Raw genomic sequence first — 20,273 nt, 5'->3', positions numbered from 1 at the left:
TGTTTGCCCGCGGCGTTTGGCCGGGTGCGTGCGAACGAAACCTACGTCTGCTTGGCAGAAGCAAAGCGCCGAGTACTGGCCATCAACCTCAGCTGGTTGTGGACGCCGCTGACACCGGACACCTCCGCCGCAACCGCCTCGGTCTGCGCCCTCTCGTCGGAGTTGAGCACGATGCCGCGCAGCAGCACCTCGCCATGGTTCGCGGCGATCGTCACGTTGATGTCCCGCGTCGCCTCGTGCTCCTTCAGTGCCGCGCGCACGCGCGCCTCCAGCGCCATGTTGGCAAGCAGCGCGCGTGACGCCGGTGTCTCTGCGAACTCGGGGCAGTTCACCATCAGCCGGATCTGCTCGACGCAACTCTCGACCGACAGGCGATCGGTGTTGAGCACAAGGTCGTAGAGCACCGGATCGCCCCACGTCACGCCGAACTGCGCATGCATGCGCGCTGCGTGCGCCTGGTCGCTGCGGCGGATCTCGGCTTCGGCGAAATCGGCGTCATCCGTTTCGAGATCGGCCATCAGCCACTCGACCCGCTTCTTCAGCGAGCGCGTGATGCGCACGCACACCACGTGCGGCACCGGCCGCAGCAGGCAGGTGGCGCCCCAGCCGCGCAGCACCACGTTGCCGCGGTCGGCGAGTGCGAACAGCTCCTCGGCCGTGTAGAGCGCCACGCTGCGCCTGTCGGTGGTCAGGCGCTCCACCAGCCCCGCCTTGCCGCTACGCAAACGGCCGATCAGGCTGGTGGAGACCTGCATGCGGTCGGCCACGTGCTCGATGACCTCGTGGCGCATCACGGCGAGGCCGAGGGTTTCGGCGAGCTTCAGCGAAACATCCTTCGCGAGGGAACCCATCTCCTGGGTCAGTGCGATCACTGGCATGTGCTTGCCTCCTTCCTTCAATCCACCGGCCGCTCGACCGCGAACTCGTCGGTCTTCTTCGGCTTTTTCACGAAGGCCAGGGCCTTGGAGATCAGCGGCCAGAAGAGCAGCACCAGCGCCAGCGTGGTGATGCTGCCGACCAGCGGGTTCGAGAACATCACCATCACGTCGCCCTGCGACACCAGCATGGCCTGGCGGAAGGAATCTTCCGCCTTGTCGCCGAGCACCAGCGCAAGCACCAGCGGAGCGAGCGGGAAGTCGAGCTTCTTGAACAGATAGCCCAGCACGCCGAAGCCGAGCATGAACCAGATGTCGAGCATCGCGTTGTGCACGGTGTAGGCGCCGATCGCGCAGATCACGATGATCACCGGCGCGATGATCGAGAACGGAATGCGAAGGATCGACGCGAACAGCGGCACGGTGCTGAGCACCACGATCAGCCCGACGATGTTGCCGAGGTACATGCTGGCGATGAGGCCCCAGACGAAGTCCTTCTGCTCGACGAAGAGCAGCGGCCCGGGCTGCAGGCCCCAGATCAGCAGGCCGCCCAGCAGCACCGCGGCGGTGGGCGATCCGGGGATGCCCAGCGCCAGCATCGGCAGCAGCGCGCTCGTGCCGGCCGCGTGCGCGGCGGTCTCGGGTGCGACCACGCCCTCGGGTTCGCCGGTGCCGAACTTGGCGCCCTTCTTAGACATCTTTTTGGCGAGGCCGTAGGCCATGAACGAGGCCGGCGTGGCACCGCCGGGCGTGATGCCCATCCAGATGCCGATGAGCGAGCTGCGCAGCGAGGTCACCCAGTACTTGGGCAACTGCTTCCACGTTTGCCACACCACCTTGGGATCGATCTTCGCGCTCTTGCCCGAGAACTTGAGGCCCTCTTCCATCGACAGCAGGATCTCGCCGATGCCGAACAGGCCGATCACCGCGATCAGGAAGTCGAAGCCGCGCATCAGCTCGGGCTGGCCGAAGGTCAGGCGCAGCTGGCCGGTGACGGTGTCCATGCCCACGCTCGCGAGCGCGAAGCCCAGCGCCATCGACGCGAGGATCTTGAAGGGCGAGCCCTTGCCCATGCCGACGAAGCTGCAGAAGGTCAGCAGGTACACCGCGAAGAACTCGGGCGAGCCGAACTTGAGCGCGAACTTCGCGACCAGCGGCGCAAGGAAGGTGATCATCACCACCGCGAGGAAGGCGCCCACGAACGAAGAGGTGAAGGCCGTCGTGAGCGCCGCGCCGGCCTGTCCGTTCTGCGCCATCGGGTAGCCGTCGAAGGTGGTGGCCACCGACCACGGCTCGCCCGGGATGTTGAACAGGATCGAGGTGATGGCCCCGCCGAAGAGCGCACCCCAGTAGATGCACGACAACATGATGATGGCCGAGGTCGGCGACATCGTGAATGTCAGCGGCAGCAGGATCGCGACGCCGTTGGCGCCGCCCAGTCCGGGCAGCACGCCGATCAGCACGCCGAGGATGATGCCGATGAACATCAGGCCGATGTTCATCGGCGAGAGGATCACCGAGAAGCCCTGCATCAGGGCACTGATTTCTTCCATTTCGCTTGTGCTCCGTGAGTGTTGGGTTCGGTCAGTAGCCGAGGAACCGAAGCGGATCGAGCGCGCCCTTGAAGAGCGGCACCTTGAACCAGACTTCGAACATGCAGAAGAAGAGCGTGTTCACGGCCAGCGCGGCGAACACGCTCTTGAGCCACGCGTACTTGCCCAGAATCACCATGAAGAGCGCGATGTAGATCGCCGACGCCACGTAGATGCCGAGGATGGAGATCGCCAGCACGTAGACCGTGGCCGGCACCAGGACCGACAGCACGCGCTTGAGCTGCACCGAGTCGACGAAGACCGCGGTGTTGCGGTTCTTGCCTAGCAGCGACTGGTAGAGGATGCCGGCGCCCGAGATCGTGATGATCACGCCGATGAAGAACGGGAAGTAGCCGGCGCCGGGGCCGTCGGTGGTCCAGCCCGCGCCCAGCTTGCGTGCCTCGAAGACCACCACCAGGCCGATGACCAGCAGCGCCACCGCGACCGCTGCCTCTACGAGGTGGGTGGAGATGCCCGTGCGCGCCGGGCCCTCGGATGTTTCGTCGTGCTCCATGGAGCCCCCATCGTGGTTGTTTGGAAGAAGGAAATCGGAGTGCGCTCGCGGCGCACTCGCCCGCTGCCGCAGGGCGCGGCAGTCGGTCACCGGCGGTCTGCCGGCTTACTTGTTGCTCGCGAGGAAGCCCGCGTCGGACATCAGCGTGCGGTGCGTGGCCTCGGCCTCGGTGAGCCATTTCGCGAAGGCGTCACCGGTCATGAAGGTCGGGTTGAAGGCGCCCTTCTCCATGTACTCCTTCCACTCCGGCGTGGCGGCCACCTTGGTCAGCAGGTCCTTGTAGAAGGCGAGCTGGTCGGGCGTGACGCCGGGCGGCATGAAGATGCCGCGCAGCATCGTGTACTTCGTGGGCACGCCCGCTTCCTTGCAGGTGGGGATGTCGTTCCACGACTGGGTGTCGGTGACCTTGGCCTTGAACGGCATGCGCTCGTCGTCGAACACGCACAGCGCGCGCAGCTTGCCCGCGCGCCACTGCGCCACCGCCTCGATCGGGTTGTTGACCGTCGATTGAACGTGCCCGCCCACCAGCTGCACCGCTACCTCGCCGCCACCCTTGAAAGGCACGTAGATGAACTTGGTGCCGGTGGCTTTCTCGAGCGCGACCGTGATGATCTGGTCTTCCTGCTTCGAGCCGGTGCCGGCCATCTTGAACTTGTTCGGCCCCGCGGCCTTCACGGCGGTGACGTACTCGCCGGCGCTCTTGTAGGGCTCGGACGCGTTGGTCCACAGCACGAACTGGTCGAGCGCCAGCATCGCGACGGGCGTCATGTCCTTCCAGTTGAAGGGCACGCCCGTGGCCATCGGCGTGGTGAACAGGTTCGACAGCGAGATGACGATCTTGTGCGGATCGCCCTTCGCCTCCTTCACCGCCAGGAAGCCCTCGGCGCCCGCGCCGCCGGACTTGTTGACGACGATCAGCGGCTCCTTCATCAGCTTGTACTTGATGACGATGCCCTGCAGCAGGCGTCCCATCTGGTCGGCGCCGCCGCCGGTGCCGGCGGGAATCACGAACTCCACCGGCTTGGTGGGTTCCCATGCGAAGGCGGGCGCGGCAGTTGCTGCCAGCGCTAGAGCGGTCGCGGCAACGACCTTCGTTCTGCCCGGAAAGAGCGAGGCGATCTTCTTCATCAGGTTGTCTCCTGTGTAGTGTTTCGCTCTTTTTTGTTCTTGGATCTGAGCAGAGATACGAACGGGCACGATGGTGCGCGCCGCCGATTCGAGCGGGCTTGATCGCGGTCAACTTTTCGCGGATTTCGTATTCGGGTTAGCCCGCGCTGGCGATTGCTGCCGGCTTGTCCGCAGGCCCCGCGCGAACTGTCATCGCGAACCCTATAAAATCGCGGGCGCGCTGCAGGCCCCCCGCCTCCTGGCGCCTCCATCCGGTCTTCGTAGTTCAATGGATAGAACGGGGTCCTCCTAAGACTCAGATACAGGTTCGATTCCTGTCGAAGGCACCAAACACCAGCATTACAACGTCTCATCCAATCGCAAAACCCGCGTGCTTCCTGGGCACAGCGGGTTTTTCTTTGTCCTGCGGCCTCTCACGGCGTAGCATCCCATCTCACAGAAATACCGTTACTTTCGCCGGTATCTCAGAAGTTCCCGGTTCGGCATACCGTCAAGGAGTGAGGATGGCACTGACAGACACGTTCGTTCGGAAGGTGAAGGCTACAGAGAAGGCCATCGGCAACAAGTACGCGGACGGTGGCGGCATGTACCTGCTGGTGAAACCGGCTGGCAAGTACTGGCGAATGGACTATTCATTCAGCGGCAAGCGCAAGACGCTGGCGCTAGGTACGTATCCTGAAATCTCTCTTGCAGTGGCTCGGGATCGACGAGCTTCCGCCAGGAAACTGCTTGCGGAAGGTGGAGATCCGAGTGCGGCCAAGCGGGACGAAAAGAAGGCCCGGGTCGATGCTGCAGCCAACACCTTCGAAGCCGTGGCTCGCGAATGGTTGGCAAAGACTGCAGCCAAGCGAGCAGACGGCACGCAGCTCAAGGTCAAGACTTGGCTGGAAAAGGATGTGTTCCCTTTCATAGGCAAGATGCCCGTGTCCGCAATTGGCCCCCGAGATGTCCTGGAGCGAGTCGTGCGCAAGCTGGAAGCCCGGGGAGCCATCGATACCGCCCATCGAGTGAAGCAGCTTTGCGGGCAGGTGTTTCGCTTCGCCGTGGTGTCAGGGCTGGCAGAGCGGGACGTGACAGCCGACCTGAGCGAAGCCCTAGCCTCGAAATCGAGCAGGCACTTCGCTGCCATCACAGAACCGAAACAGGTTGGTGATTTGATCCGGTCAATCAGTGCCTACAGTGGCCATCCCGCCACCGTGGCGGCCCTAAAGCTTTCCCCCCTGCTATTTGTCCGACCAGGTGAGTTGCGCACGGCGGAATGGTCGGAGATCGACCTGGACGCGGCCGAGTGGCGCATCGACGGGTCAAAGATGAAGATGAAGGTCGATCACATCGTGCCCCTAGCGACTCAGGCCGTAGAGATATTGCGCAACCTCCATCCCATCACAGGCCACGGGCGCTTCGTCTTCCCCAGCATTCGCACGGGTGAGCGTCCGATGAGCGAAAACACGATCAATGCCGCACTACGGGGCATGGGCTACAGCGCAGAAGTCCACACGGCCCACGGCTTCAGGGCCACTGCACGGACCATCATGGATGAGGTGCTGGGTGAGCGGGTGGACTTCATCGAGCATCAGCTCGCTCACATGGTCAAAGATGCCAATGGTCGAGCCTACAACCGCACTGCACACCTGCCAGCTCGACGGGAAATGATGCAGCGTTGGGCTGACTACCTAGACAAACTTGCTGAAGGCGCCGAGATCATTCAACTCAGAGCGGCGTGACAGCGAGCCCCATTGCCGAAAGGCGCCAACCTATTGGCACATGCCTTTCGAGAAAACAATCGAGAGGAGAAGACAGTGCCAGTCCAAATCACCGAGCGGGACGACAAGGCCATCGAATGCGTCCTCGAAGATGGAACGAAGAGGACTTATTACCCGGGTTGGCGAGTCATCGTCGATGTCCATGACGTCCAGGAAGTCGTAGAGCTGGAGCACGACCCCGAACTAGGCCCGACTGTCAAACGCTTTCTTGCTGGCACCGCTGTGCTCCAAGATCGTGACGTCTCGATCATCGGCGAGCCCGAGAAGAAAACTAAGACGCTGCGCTTGGCAGTCTTCGACCGCGAAGTGCCGGTTACGAAGGATGGCGAAGCTTTTTGGCTCCATTCGCCGTTGGGCTTTGCAAACTTGGGCTTCAATCGTGCTGATTGGGAGAGCGGCACAGACGATCAGTGGTACGTGTCCCTCTACCTACCGAAAGCTGCTTTCGATCCGCTGCGAGGGCTGGTCGCAGAGGGCAAGGCAGCCAGCATGCGCTTGAGTCTGCATTTGGCGATCTACACAATGAATCACCCAATGGCGCCGACCGGCCGGCGGGAGAATCTATTTCTGCGGCCTGCCGCACCCGATGATTCGCTTGATTGGCCCAAACCCGCGAATGGACACATTATCAATGTGGCAATCACAAAAACAAAAGTTGATCTGGCTTCGGCGAATCCAGCCGCGCGCGAGGAGTCAGAACCCCCGGAAATACAGGCTTCTGCCTCGCCTTCTACCGATGCGGTAGCCAGTTCGATCGCAGCCTTGGCCAACAGCATGGAGAAACTGCTGACAACCATGAGGTGGGGTATCGGCATCATCGCCATGGTGCTGCTGCTGTTTGTCGGAAAGTGACAAATGCGGCCATCTTGATAGCGGTCTCATGACGGCTGCACACGTCGCTCTTTAGGCTGGGGACAATACTGACGCACCTTCAGGCCTGATGCGACTCAAGACTCAGCGCCCCCGTCATCTTCCCCTTCCACCAGCCTGCGACCTTCGTCGATAACTTCCTTAGGCGCTGTTAGATACACGATCTGATGAGCAATCAGCGTGAAATCCTCTCCATCAACGTCCGTGAACGTCACCTTTTCCAGGCCTAGTTCCAACTCCCAAAACAGCGTATAGACGTCCTTTGAATCTTCGCTAGGCCACTCTGAAATCACCTGTCTTCCGCGAAGTGCAATCCGCATGTGATCGTCAGCGCTGACCCGCGAATCCGGCGGTGCCGGCGCAACGTCCCACAGATACCTCGCGCCCTGGAGATATGCGAGGTTCACGAGCACGCTCCGGCCATCGATGGTATCGAACCAGAACATCAGATCGGCCCAATTTTCACCGGCAAGAATCCGCTTCAACCTGTCGGCCTCCGACTTTCGAACCTCATAGATGAGGTCGTCCTGTCCTTCCAAAAGCAGTCGCAGGTGAAACGTCTGAGCCATGTCTATCCGAAGTACGGTGGTAGTTCCAAGCAACTCTACACACAGTCTGGCGCCAAACAATCTGAGAGGGACGCTCGGCGCTCTTTATGCATTACATAAAGTCCTTGATCAGATCGACTTTACGCATTACATTTAGTCCCATGACGAAGCAAGAACGCGAAGCTCTGGCCAAGATGGGGCGACCGCCACTCCCAGAGGAAGAAAGAAAGGTGAACGGTTCGGTGCGTTTGACACCTGCTCGATGGGCGAAGCTTCGTCGCTTGGGAATGGGATGGCTGAGCAAGGCCGTTGACCGGGCCAAGGAGCCGGCAAAGGAATAGGCGCCGCGCGGCAGAGCGCATCACGGTCGCATCGCCCGGCCGTGAGGATCTGACGCACAAAAAGCGACGGCCCAAGGTGTTGGAGCACCAAGGACCGTCTATCCACAACGTGCTCACCTGAAAGGACTGCACATCATGGCTCTTCCCGATTCTAAGACTGATGGCGCCGGTCGAAATCACCCGTCCACTAGTTCCGAGTGGTCACTTGAGACCGCCATTTCCCGGCATGTAAGCCGTAGTGCGGACGGTCGATGGCGTGTCAAAGGAAAGATCGTCCGCTGCAGCCTAGGCGGCCATGAAAGCAAGGCGCGCTGCCAAGCGATGGCGCTCGCTTTGAGCGATCGCTTGAAGCAGATGAGCCCAGAGCAGCGCAGGTGCTTCATCGAGAAATTCAACCGTACCGGAGGAGACCATGACTAAGCGACTTGCTACCGTTGACCAGCACCGGAAGTACAGGTTGATTGGAAAAAGGCTTGCGTGGACCCTTTGGGGACTCGCCTCCGCAGAGGGCGGAAGTGACGCCCGGCGCCTGTTCAATCTGGAACTGAGCGAAGATGGCGCCAGGGAGCTTGGCGAAGCGATAAACAAGATCTGGTCGATCTTCGATCAGGATTCATTGCGCGAGGTATCGCCCATGCGGTCGGCAGCAATTGCCGCTGCGGAGGACAAGAGGTTTCAGGACTTTCTTGAGGCTCAATGCATTCCGCATTCGCCTCAAGTTACGAAATGAATGGAGGGTGCAATGAATTATCCGATCTCAATGTTTCGCGTCATTGATGCAAGCATGACCAGCCCCGATTCTGAAGCGCAATACTCGTTCCCGGAGGGAACGGTTCTCTTGGTCGATCCCAACCGATCTGTTGATCCTGGCGACTTTGTGATTGCCAAGGATGTAGACACCCAACAAGCCACCTTCAAGAGACTCGCATACGACGGTGGCCGCTGGTATCTTCGCCCTCTCAATCCGAACTTCAAGACGGTTGAGATCGACGACCCAAAGCTCCGGATCATTGGTCGAGTGACTGAGTATCAATGTGTAGGGAGGCTGTAGGGGCCATTTAGGCAGGATCACAAGATCGGAAGGCGCTAGGGGTTGCTCCCGAACATCCGTTTCCCTGACGGTCTGCGCCGGCCTTTTCTTTCGGGGCTGCACTTCGGGAGTGCTATGAGCTTGAGTAAGGAAAGTGCGGATGCAATGCGCGAGTGCATTCGCATCTTGGCGCCCTTATATGACGCCGCCAAACGCAAGCAAATGGCGTTGAATGCGGAGAGCTATATCCAGAAGGGGAAGTGGATACCAGCATTCACACGGAAGCAGATTCCTCCGCTTTTCTATCCTACCAACCAAGCAAAGGCCGATGCCCTTCGAGCGCTGATGGACGAAGCAATCAAGGCGGGCGAACTGCATGTCCTAGAGTCGAATGACGGTTTTCTTCCAAGCCATCTTGCTGGTTGGCCAGACTGCCCATCTGTTCCATTAGATTCTCCGCTCCGATTTTGGCTTCCGGAAAGCATGCACGAGCGTAGTCTAGGAAATGTCGATCAGGCGGTCACTCCAGCTATCGTCCGCTACCTGGAAGTCCATGAGGCAAGACCTATTCCTTTTGGAGAGCTTCCGCACATGATGGCGAATGCGATGTGGCCAGATCGTGGCAATGCCGACAACCGCATGTCCTATGGCGTTGCCCGCGTCAATCTTGAGGCGGAATTAAAGCAATCTGTTCTGGATGGAAGGCTCACTGTACGTAATGCCTCTACCTTAAAGAAAGAAGTGCAACTTTTCGGGGAAGGCCTCGAAAGGTCGGTGGTTCTGCCCATTGATGACTTGGCGCCCTTTCTCCGGGAGCGAGGAGGTATTGAGCTTCATCTCATCCCGTATGGGAGCGGCCCGACCCATTGGACGATTGAGAATGCGTCGTCTGCAATAGCAGAACAGGAGGGATGGCATGCGGGCTCGCGCGATGCACTGAAAAAGCGCATGACAAACGCCGCGATGAGTGGCGAGTTGACCGTTCGTGATCCGCAAACGGATTTGCCGTACCGTCCAGATCGCGTTCGTGACTTCTGGGATCTGGTTTCCCCGCTCGACGTTAACGCATGGCTTCAATCTCAAGGCGTGCTGTATCGATGGAATTTGAGAGCAAGGCTTGAAGCCAAAGATACCTTCCGTAAATTTGATCCGCTACAGCGGTATGCCGACGAAGCGTCGAACAACGAATACACATTGGCGTGGTGGGATCTCACGCTGAATGCATCAAGGTGGTGGGGGTACTCAAGCGTCAAACCCAAGGAAGCTGCCCTGCTTCTATGCGGGCTTGATCCACACGACCCGACGTCGAATGGCGAGTTGTTGGCGACCGAGGGCGAGCCCAATGCAATGGACTACAGAAGCATGCTTCGTGGCTTCGAAGATGCTGCGCTTGATGGCAATGCTCGCACTTTGCGGCAATGGGTGGATATCGCCGCTGGTCAACGGCTAAAACATCACAGCTGGATAGATGAGTGGATTGCTGCGGTGCCCCAAGGAGAAAGCGAGGCACCCTCCTCCGATCACACGAATATCGCAAAGCCCCTACAGCGAAGCGCCGCGCATGATTCCAACGTTCTCACCGCACTGCGTAGTTTGGGCTTTGATCCCAAGCGCCTACCAAAGGCACCGCCAGGAAAACCGTCGGAGGCCAAGACGGCCGCGAAGTCGGCGCTGCCGGGTATGAGCAATGAAGTCTTCAGAAAAACATGGCAACGCTTGCGGAATACCGGGGAGATCGCCGATGCGTGACCTTGCGCCATAGCCTTGCTCCAAACTGGCCCATGGCCCAACCTTGAATGGCCCAGGGCCAACCGCAGACATTACTCCCACGCCGTGCCACGGCGATTTACAAAGGAGTTGCAAATGTCAAAGCGAGTCATCAGGGTTGCCGAATTAGCAACCACCAAGGGCAAGGATGGCCTTTTGCCTGTCAGCCCGGCCACAGTGTGGCGATGGGTCCGTGAAGGGAAATTTCCCAAGCCTTTCAAGCTTGGCGATTCCGTCACAGTGTGGGATGCAGCGGCGGTGGAAGACTTCATCGCCAATAAAGCGGAGGCTCAAACACAATGACCTCCCAAAAGAAAACCCCATCGGTTGCAGCCGTGGGGTCTCTCAAGAAAACGCAGTCGAGCCTGAAGTTTAGCGACAAGAGCACCAAGACGGAAGCCCAACAACGCCGCATCATCGCCGCCCTTCGAAATGGCCCCAAGACCACCGACGAACTGCGAGCGCTGGGCTGCTATCAGACAAGTGCCAGGATCTGGGGATTGCGTGCCCAGGGCTTCAACATCATCACTGATCTGTTTGATGGGTACGCCGCCGACGGCTATTCCCATGCACGGATGGCTCGGTACACGTTGATTGAAGAGCCGGATGGCCAACAGCCGCAATAGCGGCAGGCGGGGCGATTCTGGGCGCGATTCTGGCGGATTCGTAGCCCTACCCTGGTCCGTGCTCGATAGCCCAGCCTACGCCGCTCTAAGCCATCCTGCGCGCTCCCTGCTGCTGGAGATCGCCAGGCAGTTCGTTCGCGACAACAACGGTCGATTGCTGGCCTCAGCCGCCTACCTCTCAAAAAGAGGATGGAAGAGTGCAGACGTGATCACCCGTGCCAAACGCGAACTGTTGGCGGCCGGCTTCATCCACGAAACCGTGATGGGCCACCGCCCCAACAAGGCCAGTTGGTACGCCGTTACGTGGCGCACGCTAGACCGCTTGCCCGGCTATGACGAGGGCGCGGCGAAGGCGTTTGTACGTGGTGCCTACCAAAACGCGGAGCTTAGACCGTCTCACGGCGTAGAGGGGCGCCCCATTGCACCGTCTCACGGCGCAGGGAAGGCACGCTCTATACCGTCTCACGGTGCTATCCGGCCCATTTTTCAGGGCCTCTCTACACCGTCTCGCGGAAACCATCTAGAGAAGCCATCTCCTGTGCTTGAGACCACGCATTGAGGTAGCCATGAATCAATCTCTCACACAGGCCGCTCCGCATCTGCAGATCGAAGCTCTGCTCAACCCCCATTTGAAAGTGAGTCCAATGAAGAACTTCTTGAAGATCGCCGAAGGCTGCGATGTCATGCCGTTGATGTGTGCCTTGGCGTATCGGCCGGACCTCTGGAACCAGAACACGCTGCGCACCGCCATCCCGGGCACACCTCATTCCCAGGTCTCCGACATCTGGCTACGTTTCAACGACATGGAACGAGCTAACAGGACGGGCGATGCGTCGTATGTTTTCGACGAGCACGAGTCCATTGATTACCCCGCCTTCGGCCAGTTGCCTCAAGCACGACCGCTCATCTTCGGCCTGATGGCGAGAGTTGGTGGCGAACGTTTGGGGCGTTGCTTGATCACCAAGCTTCCACCGGGTGGCCACATAACACCCCATGTTGACGGCGGATCGCATGCCGCCTACTACGAGCGCTTTCACATTGTCCTGAATGCCAAGGCAGGATCGCGATTCCGCGCCGGGGATGAAGTTGTCGAGATGAAGACTGGCGAAATCTATTGGTTCGACAACAGCCAGGAGCACGAGGTGTTGAACGCCAGCAGCGATGATCGGGTGCACCTGATCGTTGATGTGCGCTGCAAGACACCGGCAGTGGCTAGGAGCGCCGAGTCTTCCCACGTAATCACGCCGGATGGGCTGTGGTGGGTAGAAACATCCCCCGCTGAGCAGGGTTGCCATGGCTAAGACAAGCGTCAGCAAGGGCGTTTCCACGAGCACCGATCCAAAGACATTGCAGCTCGTCCGATCCCCGGAAGAGACGTTGCCGCAGGCGGTTGGTCGCATTGCTCCCGATCCTGCTGTCAACGCCGGCACAGTGATGCAGTCGTATGGCGGGCACCTCGGAAGGGAGGTGGACCTCATGAGCATGATCAACGCGATCCAAGGCACAACCCAGCGTGTCAAGGCCGGCGATTTGTCAGACTTGGAGGCAATGCTGGTCTCACAGGCAACGGCGCTCCAAACCATCTTCACGAACCTTGCACGGCGCGCGCAGGGTCAGGAGTACCAACGCAACTTCGAGGCCTTCCTTGGCTTGGCCTTGAAGGCGCAGGCGCAGAGCCGGTCCACCATCTCCGCGTTAGTTGAACTGAAGTATCCGAAGACCACGGTGATCGCCAAGCAAGCGAACGTCGCGAACGGCCCGCAGCAGGTGAACAACGGCAATTTCGAGACCAGTACGCCCGCCTGCGCGCACGCGGCAGAAAACCGGATCCAGAAATTCAAAGAATTGGAGGCAAGCGATGGCAAATGGCTGGACGCCCGAACGCAGGGCGCGGCAGGCGGAACTGATCCACATCTGGCGACCGTGGGAAAAGGCGACGGGACCAACGAGCCCCGAAGGAAAAGCCCGGGTCTCCCGTAATGCTTACACCGGCGGACATTGGCGAACGCTGCGGCAGATGACCAAGGCAATGAGGGAGATGCTGAAGGACCGAAACGAAGTCACCTAGGGGCCAGTTGCTGCGAACTTCGAGCACCTTTTGCGTGACCGCCCTCCGGAGGTGGCAGAACGAGAAGCCACTTAGAACGAGATAGATGATCGCGCCACCGGATTTCAGGCTGGATTCTCTTCTAGGAATCTAACGACATTTGCCCTGGCACTCTCGTCGCCAAACTCCTCCTGTTCTTCCCCCAGCACTTCCTCGCTGCGGCTGAATGTCTCCGGGTGGAGCTTGCGAATCCTGCGATCCCGTTGTACAGACTTCAGATCAAATTCTGCTTGCTCAAGGGTGCTTTCCGCGGAACCTTTTGCGTTCCACACATAGCCTAGACCCATGAACAGGCCCAGCATTCCGCCTGCAATTGCGCCCGATGTACCCTTGCTGTACTCGCCGACGCCAAAGCAAAGTAGCGCGATGAATGCGCCCGTACCCCATGGCAAACGTCGAAGGGCTACCTTTGCTTTGCTGACTTCTGACGCCGCCTCACCAACATCTCGGTCCAACAGACTTTGATGGGTAGCTTCCAATGTTCTTACCGTTTTGATTAGCTCTCGGCGTAACTCTGCATCCTGGACCGAGAAATACGCCAGCCGGATGCCACGCCGCGTGTAGTCGGCCTCATCAGCAAAGTACTCTTGCGGGTCAACCTTATCGCCATCGATGCCGAGAGGAAACATAGAGCCTTCGCGTGCTCGATCCGCCTGCTCCCCGATGCCTGCCTTCTGCTCAAGCTCAGCCAACTTGGTCCTATAGGGGTCGAGTACCTTATCAATCTCACTGAACAGCATGTTTAGCGCCCCGGCCAACTGTGCCAATGCGCGCGCCTAGATACCGCAGCCTGTGCACTTAAGCCCTTTGTGCCGCTCCTCTTCTCATCGGCCATAGCCTCTACTCCTCGTTCGGGTTCGAGTCTCCAAATGCTATCGCCCGTGTCGGCTGAAGGCATTAGCGGACCGCAAGATGATGAACCAGGCGTGGATCTGTCGCAAACGGACCACATCAACGAATTTGCCGGTACTTTTTCCGGTATCTTTCTCTCCTAAACTAAAAAAACTCAGTATTCATGCGGGTTACATAGGGGTTTTCGATTCCTGTCGAAGCACCAAAAAACAAAGCCGTTGAGTTCATCAACGGCTTTTTTTGTTTGTGCGCACGTGGCGCATGACGAGAATCCCCCGGCTTCAGGCCCTCGTGATCAGCACGAGCCTTCCCGGGCGAGCTTGACCGGGTGCAATTCCAGATCGCCGAACTGGTCGATCACGACGGCTCTCATTGCCGCGACAAGAAGAGTCTCGCCATTCGCCTCGACGGTTCTGAAGCCCTGCTTGACGGCGACACACCATCTGGTCGCTCCGGAGCCGGCCCATCGGAAGCTGATTCGCTCTCTGTCGATGATCGGGCCGCCATCGGCCCATGTCGAAGATGGAGCAAAGGAAAACGCTTCGCTCTTCGCAGGAATCACAAAGCACGACGGCCTGCCCTGTGGCCGCAGGATGGTCGGCATCATGCCAAGCGCACGCGCCACCCAGTAGTCAAGTTCCACCCCGTTTGTTTCTGAAATTCTCATGGCGAGCCATTCTTCCGGGAAAGACCACATGGCCGGCGCCAGGAACGCCTGCATTCGTGACGTTTTGCTTCGAATGCGCTGAAAGCTTCCTGCCTTTCCCCAGGCTGACGCAGAGAGAAGGTAAGGCCAAACGATTTCCTTCGACCTATACCCAACCTGGATCGCCGGGATGCAAAGCGCTTACAAATTTGCAGGTTCGCTTGCCGTCGCCAGCAACAGGTACCGGGGCCGGGACTGTTACGGGCAGGGCATGTAACAACGCTACGTAACAAGCGCCGAAGTGCGCTCGCTGGAGAGTCCTCTCGCAGACTCTGCCAACGCCTTGCCCATTGAAATAATCAATAAAATCAACAACTTGCACACACTCCAGTGCAACGCCGCAAGCTGCCCGAAAAAGCGGCACACAAGTTGCCCCGTCAGTCAGTCCCACCACCGAGGAGGCTGCCATGACGAATGCCAATGCATCGACTTCTTCGATCGCCGGAGGCGCCGACAGCGGTGCCGCGCCGGTGATCCTCGCGCAATCGACAGTGATGCCGATCGCCCCCATGGGCGCGGCGGCCGCCACGGTACCGCCTGCCGCGACAGCCGGTGTCGGATCGCTGTCCAACGCCACGCCCGGCACTGTCGTCATGCGCGACGGCGTCGCGATTCCTGTCTCGGGCAGCCAGACGCTGATGGCCGGCGACCGCGTGATCGTTCCGCAGGACGGCCACGCCAATGTTCTCTTTCCCGGATCGGCCACCAACAAGGCCCCGCTCGCCGGCGTGTTCACCGGCGGCACCGACGCCACCATCAGCTCGACCAAGCTGGCCACCGGGCTCGAACAGGTGAACGTGGATGTGGCCAAGGGCGACCTCGAAGTGACCGCGCCCGACAGCGACGCCGAAGCCGCCGCGCTCGCGGTGAGCAAGAAGACCGCCGCCGGCAGCGGCATCGGGCTGGGTGAATTCGCGCTCGGCGCCCTGGGCGCCGCCGGGCTCGCCGCGGCACTGGGCGGTGGCGGTGGCAGCGACAGCGCGGTTCCCTTCTTCATTCCCGGCATCGGCGAAAGCGACGCGGATGCCGATGCGGACGCAGATGCCGACGCCGATGCGGACGGCGATTCGGATGCGGACGCCGATGCCGACGCTGATTCGGATGCCGACTCGGATTCCGATGCGGACTCGGATGCAGACTCCGACGCCGATGCGGACGCCGACCATCTGCTCGATCCGGGTGACGGCGCCGTCGGCCATCTGGTCGGCGCCCTCGACAACCTGCTCGGCCTGGGTGGCGGCGGCGGTACGGCAGCAGCCGCCCGCAGCGCCGCGGTCACGCACTCCGCGGGCACGCTGGCGTCGCTGCTGCCCACGGTCGACGGCCTCACCGACCTGGTGGACAACGTGCTCTCCCCGGTCGCGGGCAACGAGTTCAGGCCCAACGATCCGAACGGGTTCGACCCGCTGGACAACACCGTCGGCAACATCACCACCGACCTCGGCGGCGTGCTCACCCCCGTGGTGGACGGCCTGCTGGGCAACGGACTGACCGACGCGCTCATCGGATCGCTGAACGGCCAGGTCGACTACCTGACCGACGCGCTCAACAACATCCTCGAGAACGTGCTCGGCAGCAACGGCCTGCTCGGCGGCGTGACCACCGGCCTGGGCATCGACGGCCTCGTGGACGGCCTGATCGGCAACGACGGCGTGGTCAGCCAGGTGCTCGAAGGCCTGCTGGGCGACGGCAGCCTGGTGGGCAGCGTGCTCGGCGAAGGCGGACTGGTCGGACAGTTGCTGGGTGATGGCGGGCTCCTCGGTGGCGTGCTGGGAGACGATGGCCTGCTGGGCGGTTTGCTCGGTGGCGACGGTGGCCTGCTCGGCGGTGTGTTGGGAGACAACGGCCTGCTGGGCGGCTTGCTCGGTGGCGACGGTGGCCTGCTCGGCGGAGTGCTGGGAGACGGCGGCCTTCTGGGCGGTGTGCTCGGTGGCGACGGTGGCCTGCTCGGCGGAGTGCTGGGAGACAACGGCCTGCTGGGCGGCTTGCTCGGTGGCGACGGCGGCCTGCTCGGTGGTGTGCTGGGAGACGGCGGCCTTCTGGGCGGCGTGCTCGGCGGCGACGGTGGCCTGCTCGGCGGTGTGCTGGGAGACGGCGGCCTTCTGGGCGGCGTGCTCGGCGGCGACGGTGGCCTCCTCGGCGGTGTGTTGGGAGACGGCGGCCTTCTGGGTGGTGTGCTCGGCGGCGACGGTGGCCTGCTCGGCGGCGTACTCGGTGGCAGCGGCTCGCTTGCCGGCCTGCTGGGCAGCGAAGGGCTTACCGGTGGCCTGCTCGGCGGGGACGGGCTGGTCGACAGCCTGCTCGGGCCTGATGGCGTGGTCGGTGGACTTCTGAGCGATGGGCCCCTGGCCGGTCTGCTTGGAGGTGAGAACGGGCTGCTCGGCGGTGTGCTGGGCGACAACGGCCTGGTCGGTGGCCTCCTCGGTGGGGACGGCCTGCTGGGTGGCGTCCTGGCTGACGATGGCCTCCTCGGTGCCGGAGGCCCGCTGGGTGGACTGCTCGGCGGTGACGGCGGCCTCCTGGGAGGTGTGCTGGGCGGCGACGGCCTGTTGGGTGGTCTGCTCGGTGGCGACGGCGGCCTGCTCGGCGGCGTGCTGGGTGACGACGGCCTGCTGGGAGGCGTACTTGGCGGTGACGGTGGACTGCTCGGCGGCGTGCTCGGCAGCGTAACGGGTGGCGACGCCGGCGGTCTGGTCGATGGTCTGCTCGGTGAGCATGGCATCGTCGGTGGCCTGCTCGGCGGCGTGACCGGTGGCGACGCCGGCGGCCTGGTCGATGGTTTGCTCGGCGAACATGGTCTCGTCGGCGGCCTGCTCGGCGGCGTGACTGGTGGCGACGCCGGCGGTCTGGTCGATGGCCTGCTCGGTGAGCATGGCATCGTCGGTGGCCTGCTCGGCGGCGTGACCGGTGGCGACGCCGGCGGTCTCGTCGATGGTCTGCTCGGTGAACATGGTCTCGTCGGTGGCCTGCTCGGCGGCGTGACCGGTGGCGACGCCGGCGGTCTCGTCGACGGCCTGCTCGGTGAGCATGGCATCGTCGGCGGACTGCTCGGCACCGTGACCGGTGGCGATGCCGGCGGTCTCGTCGATGGCCTGCTCGGTGAGCATGGCATCGTCGGCGGACTGCTCGGCACCGTGACCGGTGGCGATGCCGGCGGTCTGCTCGGTGGCGTACTGGGCGCGGACGGTCTCGTCGGCCGCCTGCTCGGCTCGCTGGGTGGCGACGGCCCCGTGGCCAACGTGCTGCAGTCGGCGACTAGCGATGCGGTCGCTCCCGCAGCCCATGCAGCCTCTGGCGCTGCAGCCCCGGCAACCGACATCCTGGCAGGCGCTGCCGGTACCGTGGCGCCTGTCGTCCAGACGGTGGCCCACGTGGTCGAGGGCACGGTCGGTGCCGCCGGCGCGGGCGTGAGCGAGGTCGTGGCGCCGATCACCAGCCAGGTCGAGCAGACGGTGAGCCATGTCGTGAGCCCGGTCACCAACATCCTGCACGGCCTGCTCGGCTGACCGAAACGACGGGCAGGCGGGTCCGGGTTGCTGCTGTAGGCAAGCGCCCACGCGCCCGGCCTGCCCTGTCCCGCAGTCACGGGCCGCGCACGCGGCCAATGTAGAGGCCTGAATGTCTTCGACGGAAGAAATTCCATTCTCCGAACGGACTTCGGTTCCTCCTCGCGGCGCTTTATCGCGTCGTTAAGCGCTCCCTCGAGGAGCGCTTTTTTTCGCCTTGCGTTTCGCGTTCGCGATGGAGCCTCGGCGCAGTCAATGCACCGTAACAAGGCGCCGATGTAATCAGGCTTGTAAACATCCCAAGCCCTCACCCTCCCCCGCCGAACACGGCGGGAGAAACCGATCTCCCGTGACCTCCGACCTCCACACTCCCCGCTCCACCAACGTCCTCGGCCGCCGCCTGCTCGCCACCTTCGGCGTCGTCCTGCTGCTGACGCTCGCCGGCTCCGGCATCGGCATCCGCTCGCTGTCCAAGGTGGACGAAGCCACGCGCGAAGCCATCCAGCAGCATGGCGTGTCCGAGCGCATGGTGGTGGACGCCTACCGCCTGCAGTCCATCAACGCCGAGCGCTACAAGGCGATGGCGTTGAGCTCCGAACCCGAAGTCGGCGAGATCCTGGCGGCGGACATCCAGGCGACCGAGTCGAAGTACGACGCGCTGCTGCAGCAGGTGTCGCAGCGCCTGCAAAGAGACTCCGACCGGGAGCTGCTCGAACGGACGCAGGCTGCCGGCAAGGACTTCAGGATCGCCGTCAAGGAACTCGTCGCGGCACGCGACTCCGGCCTCACCGAGCGCATCCGCACGGTCTACGCGCAGCGCTTCCAGCCCGGTTCGGCGGCCCTGCTGGAGGCGCTGTCCCGGCTGGCTTCGGCGCAGCGCGAAGCCATCGATGCAGCGGGCAGCCGCGTCGAGGCGCTGAGCGCCTCCGGCCGCCTGGCGCTGATTGTGTTCAGTGTGGCGGCCCTGCTGCTCGGCGCCGTGCTGGCGCAGTGGCTGGTGCGCAGCATCAGCCGGCCGATCCGCTCGGCCGGCGAAACGGCCCGCCGTGTCGCCAGCCTCGACCTGCGCCATGACATCGAAGGCCATTCGCGCGACGAGGCCGGACAGATGCTGCTGGCGCTGGGCGCGATGCAGGGCGCGTTGCGCGAGCTGGTCCTGCGCGTGCGCGAATCGGTGCAGAGCGTGCGCGTGGCGGCCAACGAGATCGCGCACGGCAATTCGGACCTGTCGGCGCGCACCGAGGAAGCCGCGTCCAGCCTGCAGCAGACCGCCGCGGCGCTCGAGCAGGTGATGCGCAACGTCGAGCAGTCGAGCCAGGCCGCGAACCGCGCCGAGCAGATGGCCGGCGCCGCGGCGGCCGTGGCGGCGCAGGGCGGAGAGGTGGTAACGCAGGTGGTCGGCACCATGCAGGACATCCACCGCGCCTCGCGCAAGGTGGCCGACATCACCGGCGTGATCGACGGCATCGCGTTCCAGACCAACATCCTCGCGCTCAATGCCGCCGTCGAGGCTGCGCGCGCCGGCGAGGCGGGACGGGGCTTCGCGGTCGTCGCGTCGGAAGTGCGGCAACTGGCCACGCGCTCGGCCTCGGCCGCGCGCGAGATCAAGGGGCTGATCGACGACTCGGTGCAGCGCATCGAAGCCGGCACCGTGCTGGCCGACGGCGCGGGCCAGACCATGGAGCGCATCGTGGCGTCGATCGGGCAGGTTGCCGACACCGTGGGCGCGATCACGGCGGCCACCCGCTCGCAGACGCACGACATCGCGCAGATCAACACCGCCGTCGCGGGCCTGGACCGGATGACGCAGCAGAACTCGGCACTGGTCGAGCAGTCGGCCGCGGCATCGGAAGGCCTGCGCGACCAGGCGCGCAGCCTCGATGCGCTGATCAGCCAGTTCGTGCTGCCGGGCGACGGGGAAATGACACAGGACGCGCGGCGGATGCCGGTGCCCGCGGAGCCTTCGGCCCGCGCGGTGCGGCTGGCCGCGACGTCGGCAGACCGCCTGCTGCCGGTCTGAATTAGCCGCCGCTCTGTTGCCCCGGTCC

Annotated in this window: 18 protein-coding genes and 1 tRNA gene; 12 read left to right on the top strand and 7 right to left on the bottom strand. The window is 62.4% G+C overall.

The genetic code is table 11. The features are described 5' to 3' along the window. Positions 1–41 precede the first annotated feature (41 nt). From EJO71_RS14265 to EJO71_RS14250, 4 genes are all read right to left on the bottom strand, one after another. Positions 42–878: a cytidylate kinase family protein gene (locus EJO71_RS14265; RefSeq protein WP_125949438.1), complete on the bottom strand. Its 837-nt coding sequence runs from the start codon at positions 876–878 to the stop codon at positions 42–44. A gap of 17 nt (positions 879–895) precedes the next feature. Beyond that, the gene (locus tag EJO71_RS14260; protein WP_125949439.1) at positions 896–2,428 is read right to left on the bottom strand and encodes a tripartite tricarboxylate transporter permease; all 1,533 of its coding nucleotides are present in this window, start codon (positions 2,426–2,428) and stop codon (positions 896–898) included. Between the two features lie 31 nt (positions 2,429–2,459). Continuing rightward, positions 2,460–2,981 (bottom strand): tripartite tricarboxylate transporter TctB family protein, encoded by a 522-nt coding sequence (locus EJO71_RS14255; RefSeq protein ID WP_125949440.1) that lies wholly within the window; start codon positions 2,979–2,981, stop codon positions 2,460–2,462. A 105-nt stretch (positions 2,982–3,086) separates the two neighbouring features. Beyond that, positions 3,087–4,109 carry a tripartite tricarboxylate transporter substrate-binding protein gene (locus tag EJO71_RS14250; RefSeq protein WP_125949441.1) on the bottom strand — a complete coding sequence of 341 codons (1,023 nt, stop codon included), beginning with the start codon at positions 4,107–4,109 and terminating at the stop codon, positions 3,087–3,089. A 254-nt stretch (positions 4,110–4,363) separates the two neighbouring features. Here EJO71_RS14250 and EJO71_RS14245 point away from each other — a divergent pair. From EJO71_RS14245 to EJO71_RS14235, 3 genes are all read left to right on the top strand, one after another. Continuing rightward, positions 4,364–4,438: transfer RNA gene (locus tag EJO71_RS14245), tRNA-Arg, on the top strand. Positions 4,439–4,612: 174 nt separating this feature from the next. Continuing rightward, complete coding sequence (locus EJO71_RS14240) at positions 4,613–5,833, top strand: integrase arm-type DNA-binding domain-containing protein (RefSeq protein ID WP_125949442.1); 1,221 nt, start codon at positions 4,613–4,615, stop codon at positions 5,831–5,833. A gap of 75 nt (positions 5,834–5,908) precedes the next feature. Next, on the top strand, positions 5,909–6,724 hold the full coding sequence (locus tag EJO71_RS14235; RefSeq protein WP_125949443.1) for a hypothetical protein: 816 nt from the start codon (positions 5,909–5,911) through the stop codon (positions 6,722–6,724). A gap of 95 nt (positions 6,725–6,819) precedes the next feature. Here EJO71_RS14235 and EJO71_RS14230 read toward each other — a convergent pair whose 3' ends face one another. Then, the gene (locus EJO71_RS14230; RefSeq protein ID WP_125949444.1) at positions 6,820–7,311 is read right to left on the bottom strand and encodes a hypothetical protein; all 492 of its coding nucleotides are present in this window, start codon (positions 7,309–7,311) and stop codon (positions 6,820–6,822) included. A 732-nt stretch (positions 7,312–8,043) separates the two neighbouring features. Between EJO71_RS14230 and EJO71_RS14220 the strand changes: the two genes are divergently transcribed. From EJO71_RS14220 to EJO71_RS34335, 7 genes are all read left to right on the top strand, one after another. After that, complete coding sequence (locus EJO71_RS14220) at positions 8,044–8,361, top strand: hypothetical protein (RefSeq protein ID WP_125949445.1); 318 nt, start codon at positions 8,044–8,046, stop codon at positions 8,359–8,361. A gap of 12 nt (positions 8,362–8,373) precedes the next feature. Then, on the top strand, positions 8,374–8,682 hold the full coding sequence (locus EJO71_RS14215) for a S24 family peptidase (protein WP_164546830.1): 309 nt from the start codon (positions 8,374–8,376) through the stop codon (positions 8,680–8,682). 42 nt (positions 8,683–8,724) lie between these two features. Further along, on the top strand, positions 8,725–10,410 hold the full coding sequence (locus tag EJO71_RS14210; protein ID WP_125949447.1) for a hypothetical protein: 1,686 nt from the start codon (positions 8,725–8,727) through the stop codon (positions 10,408–10,410). Positions 10,411–10,524: 114 nt separating this feature from the next. Next, positions 10,525–10,731: an AlpA family phage regulatory protein gene (locus EJO71_RS14205; protein ID WP_125949448.1), complete on the top strand. Its 207-nt coding sequence runs from the start codon at positions 10,525–10,527 to the stop codon at positions 10,729–10,731. Beyond that, positions 10,728–11,054: a helix-turn-helix domain-containing protein gene (locus EJO71_RS14200; RefSeq protein ID WP_125949449.1), complete on the top strand. Its 327-nt coding sequence runs from the start codon at positions 10,728–10,730 to the stop codon at positions 11,052–11,054. The genes EJO71_RS14205 and EJO71_RS14200 overlap by 4 nt, the downstream gene beginning before the upstream one ends. A gap of 566 nt (positions 11,055–11,620) precedes the next feature. Further along, entirely contained in the window at positions 11,621–12,355 is a 735-nt protein-coding gene (locus tag EJO71_RS14190) for an aspartyl/asparaginyl beta-hydroxylase domain-containing protein (protein WP_125949451.1), read from the top strand. After that, positions 12,348–13,034, top strand: coding sequence for a hypothetical protein (locus EJO71_RS34335; protein WP_164546831.1), 687 nt, complete (start codon positions 12,348–12,350; stop codon positions 13,032–13,034). The genes EJO71_RS14190 and EJO71_RS34335 overlap by 8 nt, the downstream gene beginning before the upstream one ends. A 192-nt stretch (positions 13,035–13,226) precedes the next feature. Here the strand turns inward: EJO71_RS34335 and EJO71_RS14180 are convergent, their stop codons facing one another. Next, positions 13,227–13,928 (bottom strand): hypothetical protein, encoded by a 702-nt coding sequence (locus EJO71_RS14180; protein WP_137860828.1) that lies wholly within the window; start codon positions 13,926–13,928, stop codon positions 13,227–13,229. 380 nt (positions 13,929–14,308) lie between these two features. Then, on the bottom strand, positions 14,309–14,734 hold the full coding sequence (locus EJO71_RS14175) for a phage protein NinX family protein (RefSeq protein WP_125949454.1): 426 nt from the start codon (positions 14,732–14,734) through the stop codon (positions 14,309–14,311). Between the two features lie 392 nt (positions 14,735–15,126). Between EJO71_RS14175 and EJO71_RS14170 the strand changes: the two genes are divergently transcribed. Both EJO71_RS14170 and EJO71_RS14165 read left to right on the top strand, forming a co-directional pair. Further along, entirely contained in the window at positions 15,127–18,225 is a 3,099-nt protein-coding gene (locus EJO71_RS14170) for a hypothetical protein (RefSeq protein ID WP_125949455.1), read from the top strand. A 349-nt stretch (positions 18,226–18,574) separates the two neighbouring features. Next, positions 18,575–20,245: a methyl-accepting chemotaxis protein gene (locus EJO71_RS14165; RefSeq protein WP_240651399.1), complete on the top strand. Its 1,671-nt coding sequence runs from the start codon at positions 18,575–18,577 to the stop codon at positions 20,243–20,245. Positions 20,246–20,273 lie beyond the last annotated feature (28 nt).

Origin of the sequence: Variovorax sp. 679, from assembly GCF_003952185.1 — a bacterium.
GTDB lineage: Bacteria > Pseudomonadota > Gammaproteobacteria > Burkholderiales > Burkholderiaceae_C > Variovorax.
This window is presented reverse-complemented; position numbering and strand designations above follow the sequence as displayed.

Bases quoted from the DNA above. Each gene is read 5' to 3' on its own strand.
- EJO71_RS14265 (WP_125949438.1), bottom strand. From the start codon at position 878: ATGCCAGTGATCGCACTGACCCAGGAGATGGGTTCCCTCGCGAAGGAT.
- EJO71_RS14260 (WP_125949439.1), bottom strand. From the start codon at position 2,428: ATGGAAGAAATCAGTGCCCTGATGCAGGGCTTCTCGGTGATCCTCTCG.
- EJO71_RS14255 (WP_125949440.1), bottom strand. From the start codon at position 2,981: ATGGAGCACGACGAAACATCCGAGGGCCCGGCGCGCACGGGCATCTCC.
- EJO71_RS14250 (WP_125949441.1), bottom strand. From the start codon at position 4,109: ATGAAGAAGATCGCCTCGCTCTTTCCGGGCAGAACGAAGGTCGTTGCC.
- EJO71_RS14240 (WP_125949442.1), top strand. From the start codon at position 4,613: ATGGCACTGACAGACACGTTCGTTCGGAAGGTGAAGGCTACAGAGAAG.
- EJO71_RS14230 (WP_125949444.1), bottom strand. From the start codon at position 7,311: ATGGCTCAGACGTTTCACCTGCGACTGCTTTTGGAAGGACAGGACGAC.
- EJO71_RS14220 (WP_125949445.1), top strand. From the start codon at position 8,044: ATGACTAAGCGACTTGCTACCGTTGACCAGCACCGGAAGTACAGGTTG.
- EJO71_RS14215 (WP_164546830.1), top strand. From the start codon at position 8,374: ATGAATTATCCGATCTCAATGTTTCGCGTCATTGATGCAAGCATGACC.
- EJO71_RS14205 (WP_125949448.1), top strand. From the start codon at position 10,525: ATGTCAAAGCGAGTCATCAGGGTTGCCGAATTAGCAACCACCAAGGGC.
- EJO71_RS14200 (WP_125949449.1), top strand. From the start codon at position 10,728: ATGACCTCCCAAAAGAAAACCCCATCGGTTGCAGCCGTGGGGTCTCTC.
- EJO71_RS14190 (WP_125949451.1), top strand. From the start codon at position 11,621: ATGAATCAATCTCTCACACAGGCCGCTCCGCATCTGCAGATCGAAGCT.
- EJO71_RS34335 (WP_164546831.1), top strand. From the start codon at position 12,348: ATGGCTAAGACAAGCGTCAGCAAGGGCGTTTCCACGAGCACCGATCCA.
- EJO71_RS14175 (WP_125949454.1), bottom strand. From the start codon at position 14,734: ATGCAGGCGTTCCTGGCGCCGGCCATGTGGTCTTTCCCGGAAGAATGG.
- EJO71_RS14170 (WP_125949455.1), top strand. From the start codon at position 15,127: ATGACGAATGCCAATGCATCGACTTCTTCGATCGCCGGAGGCGCCGAC.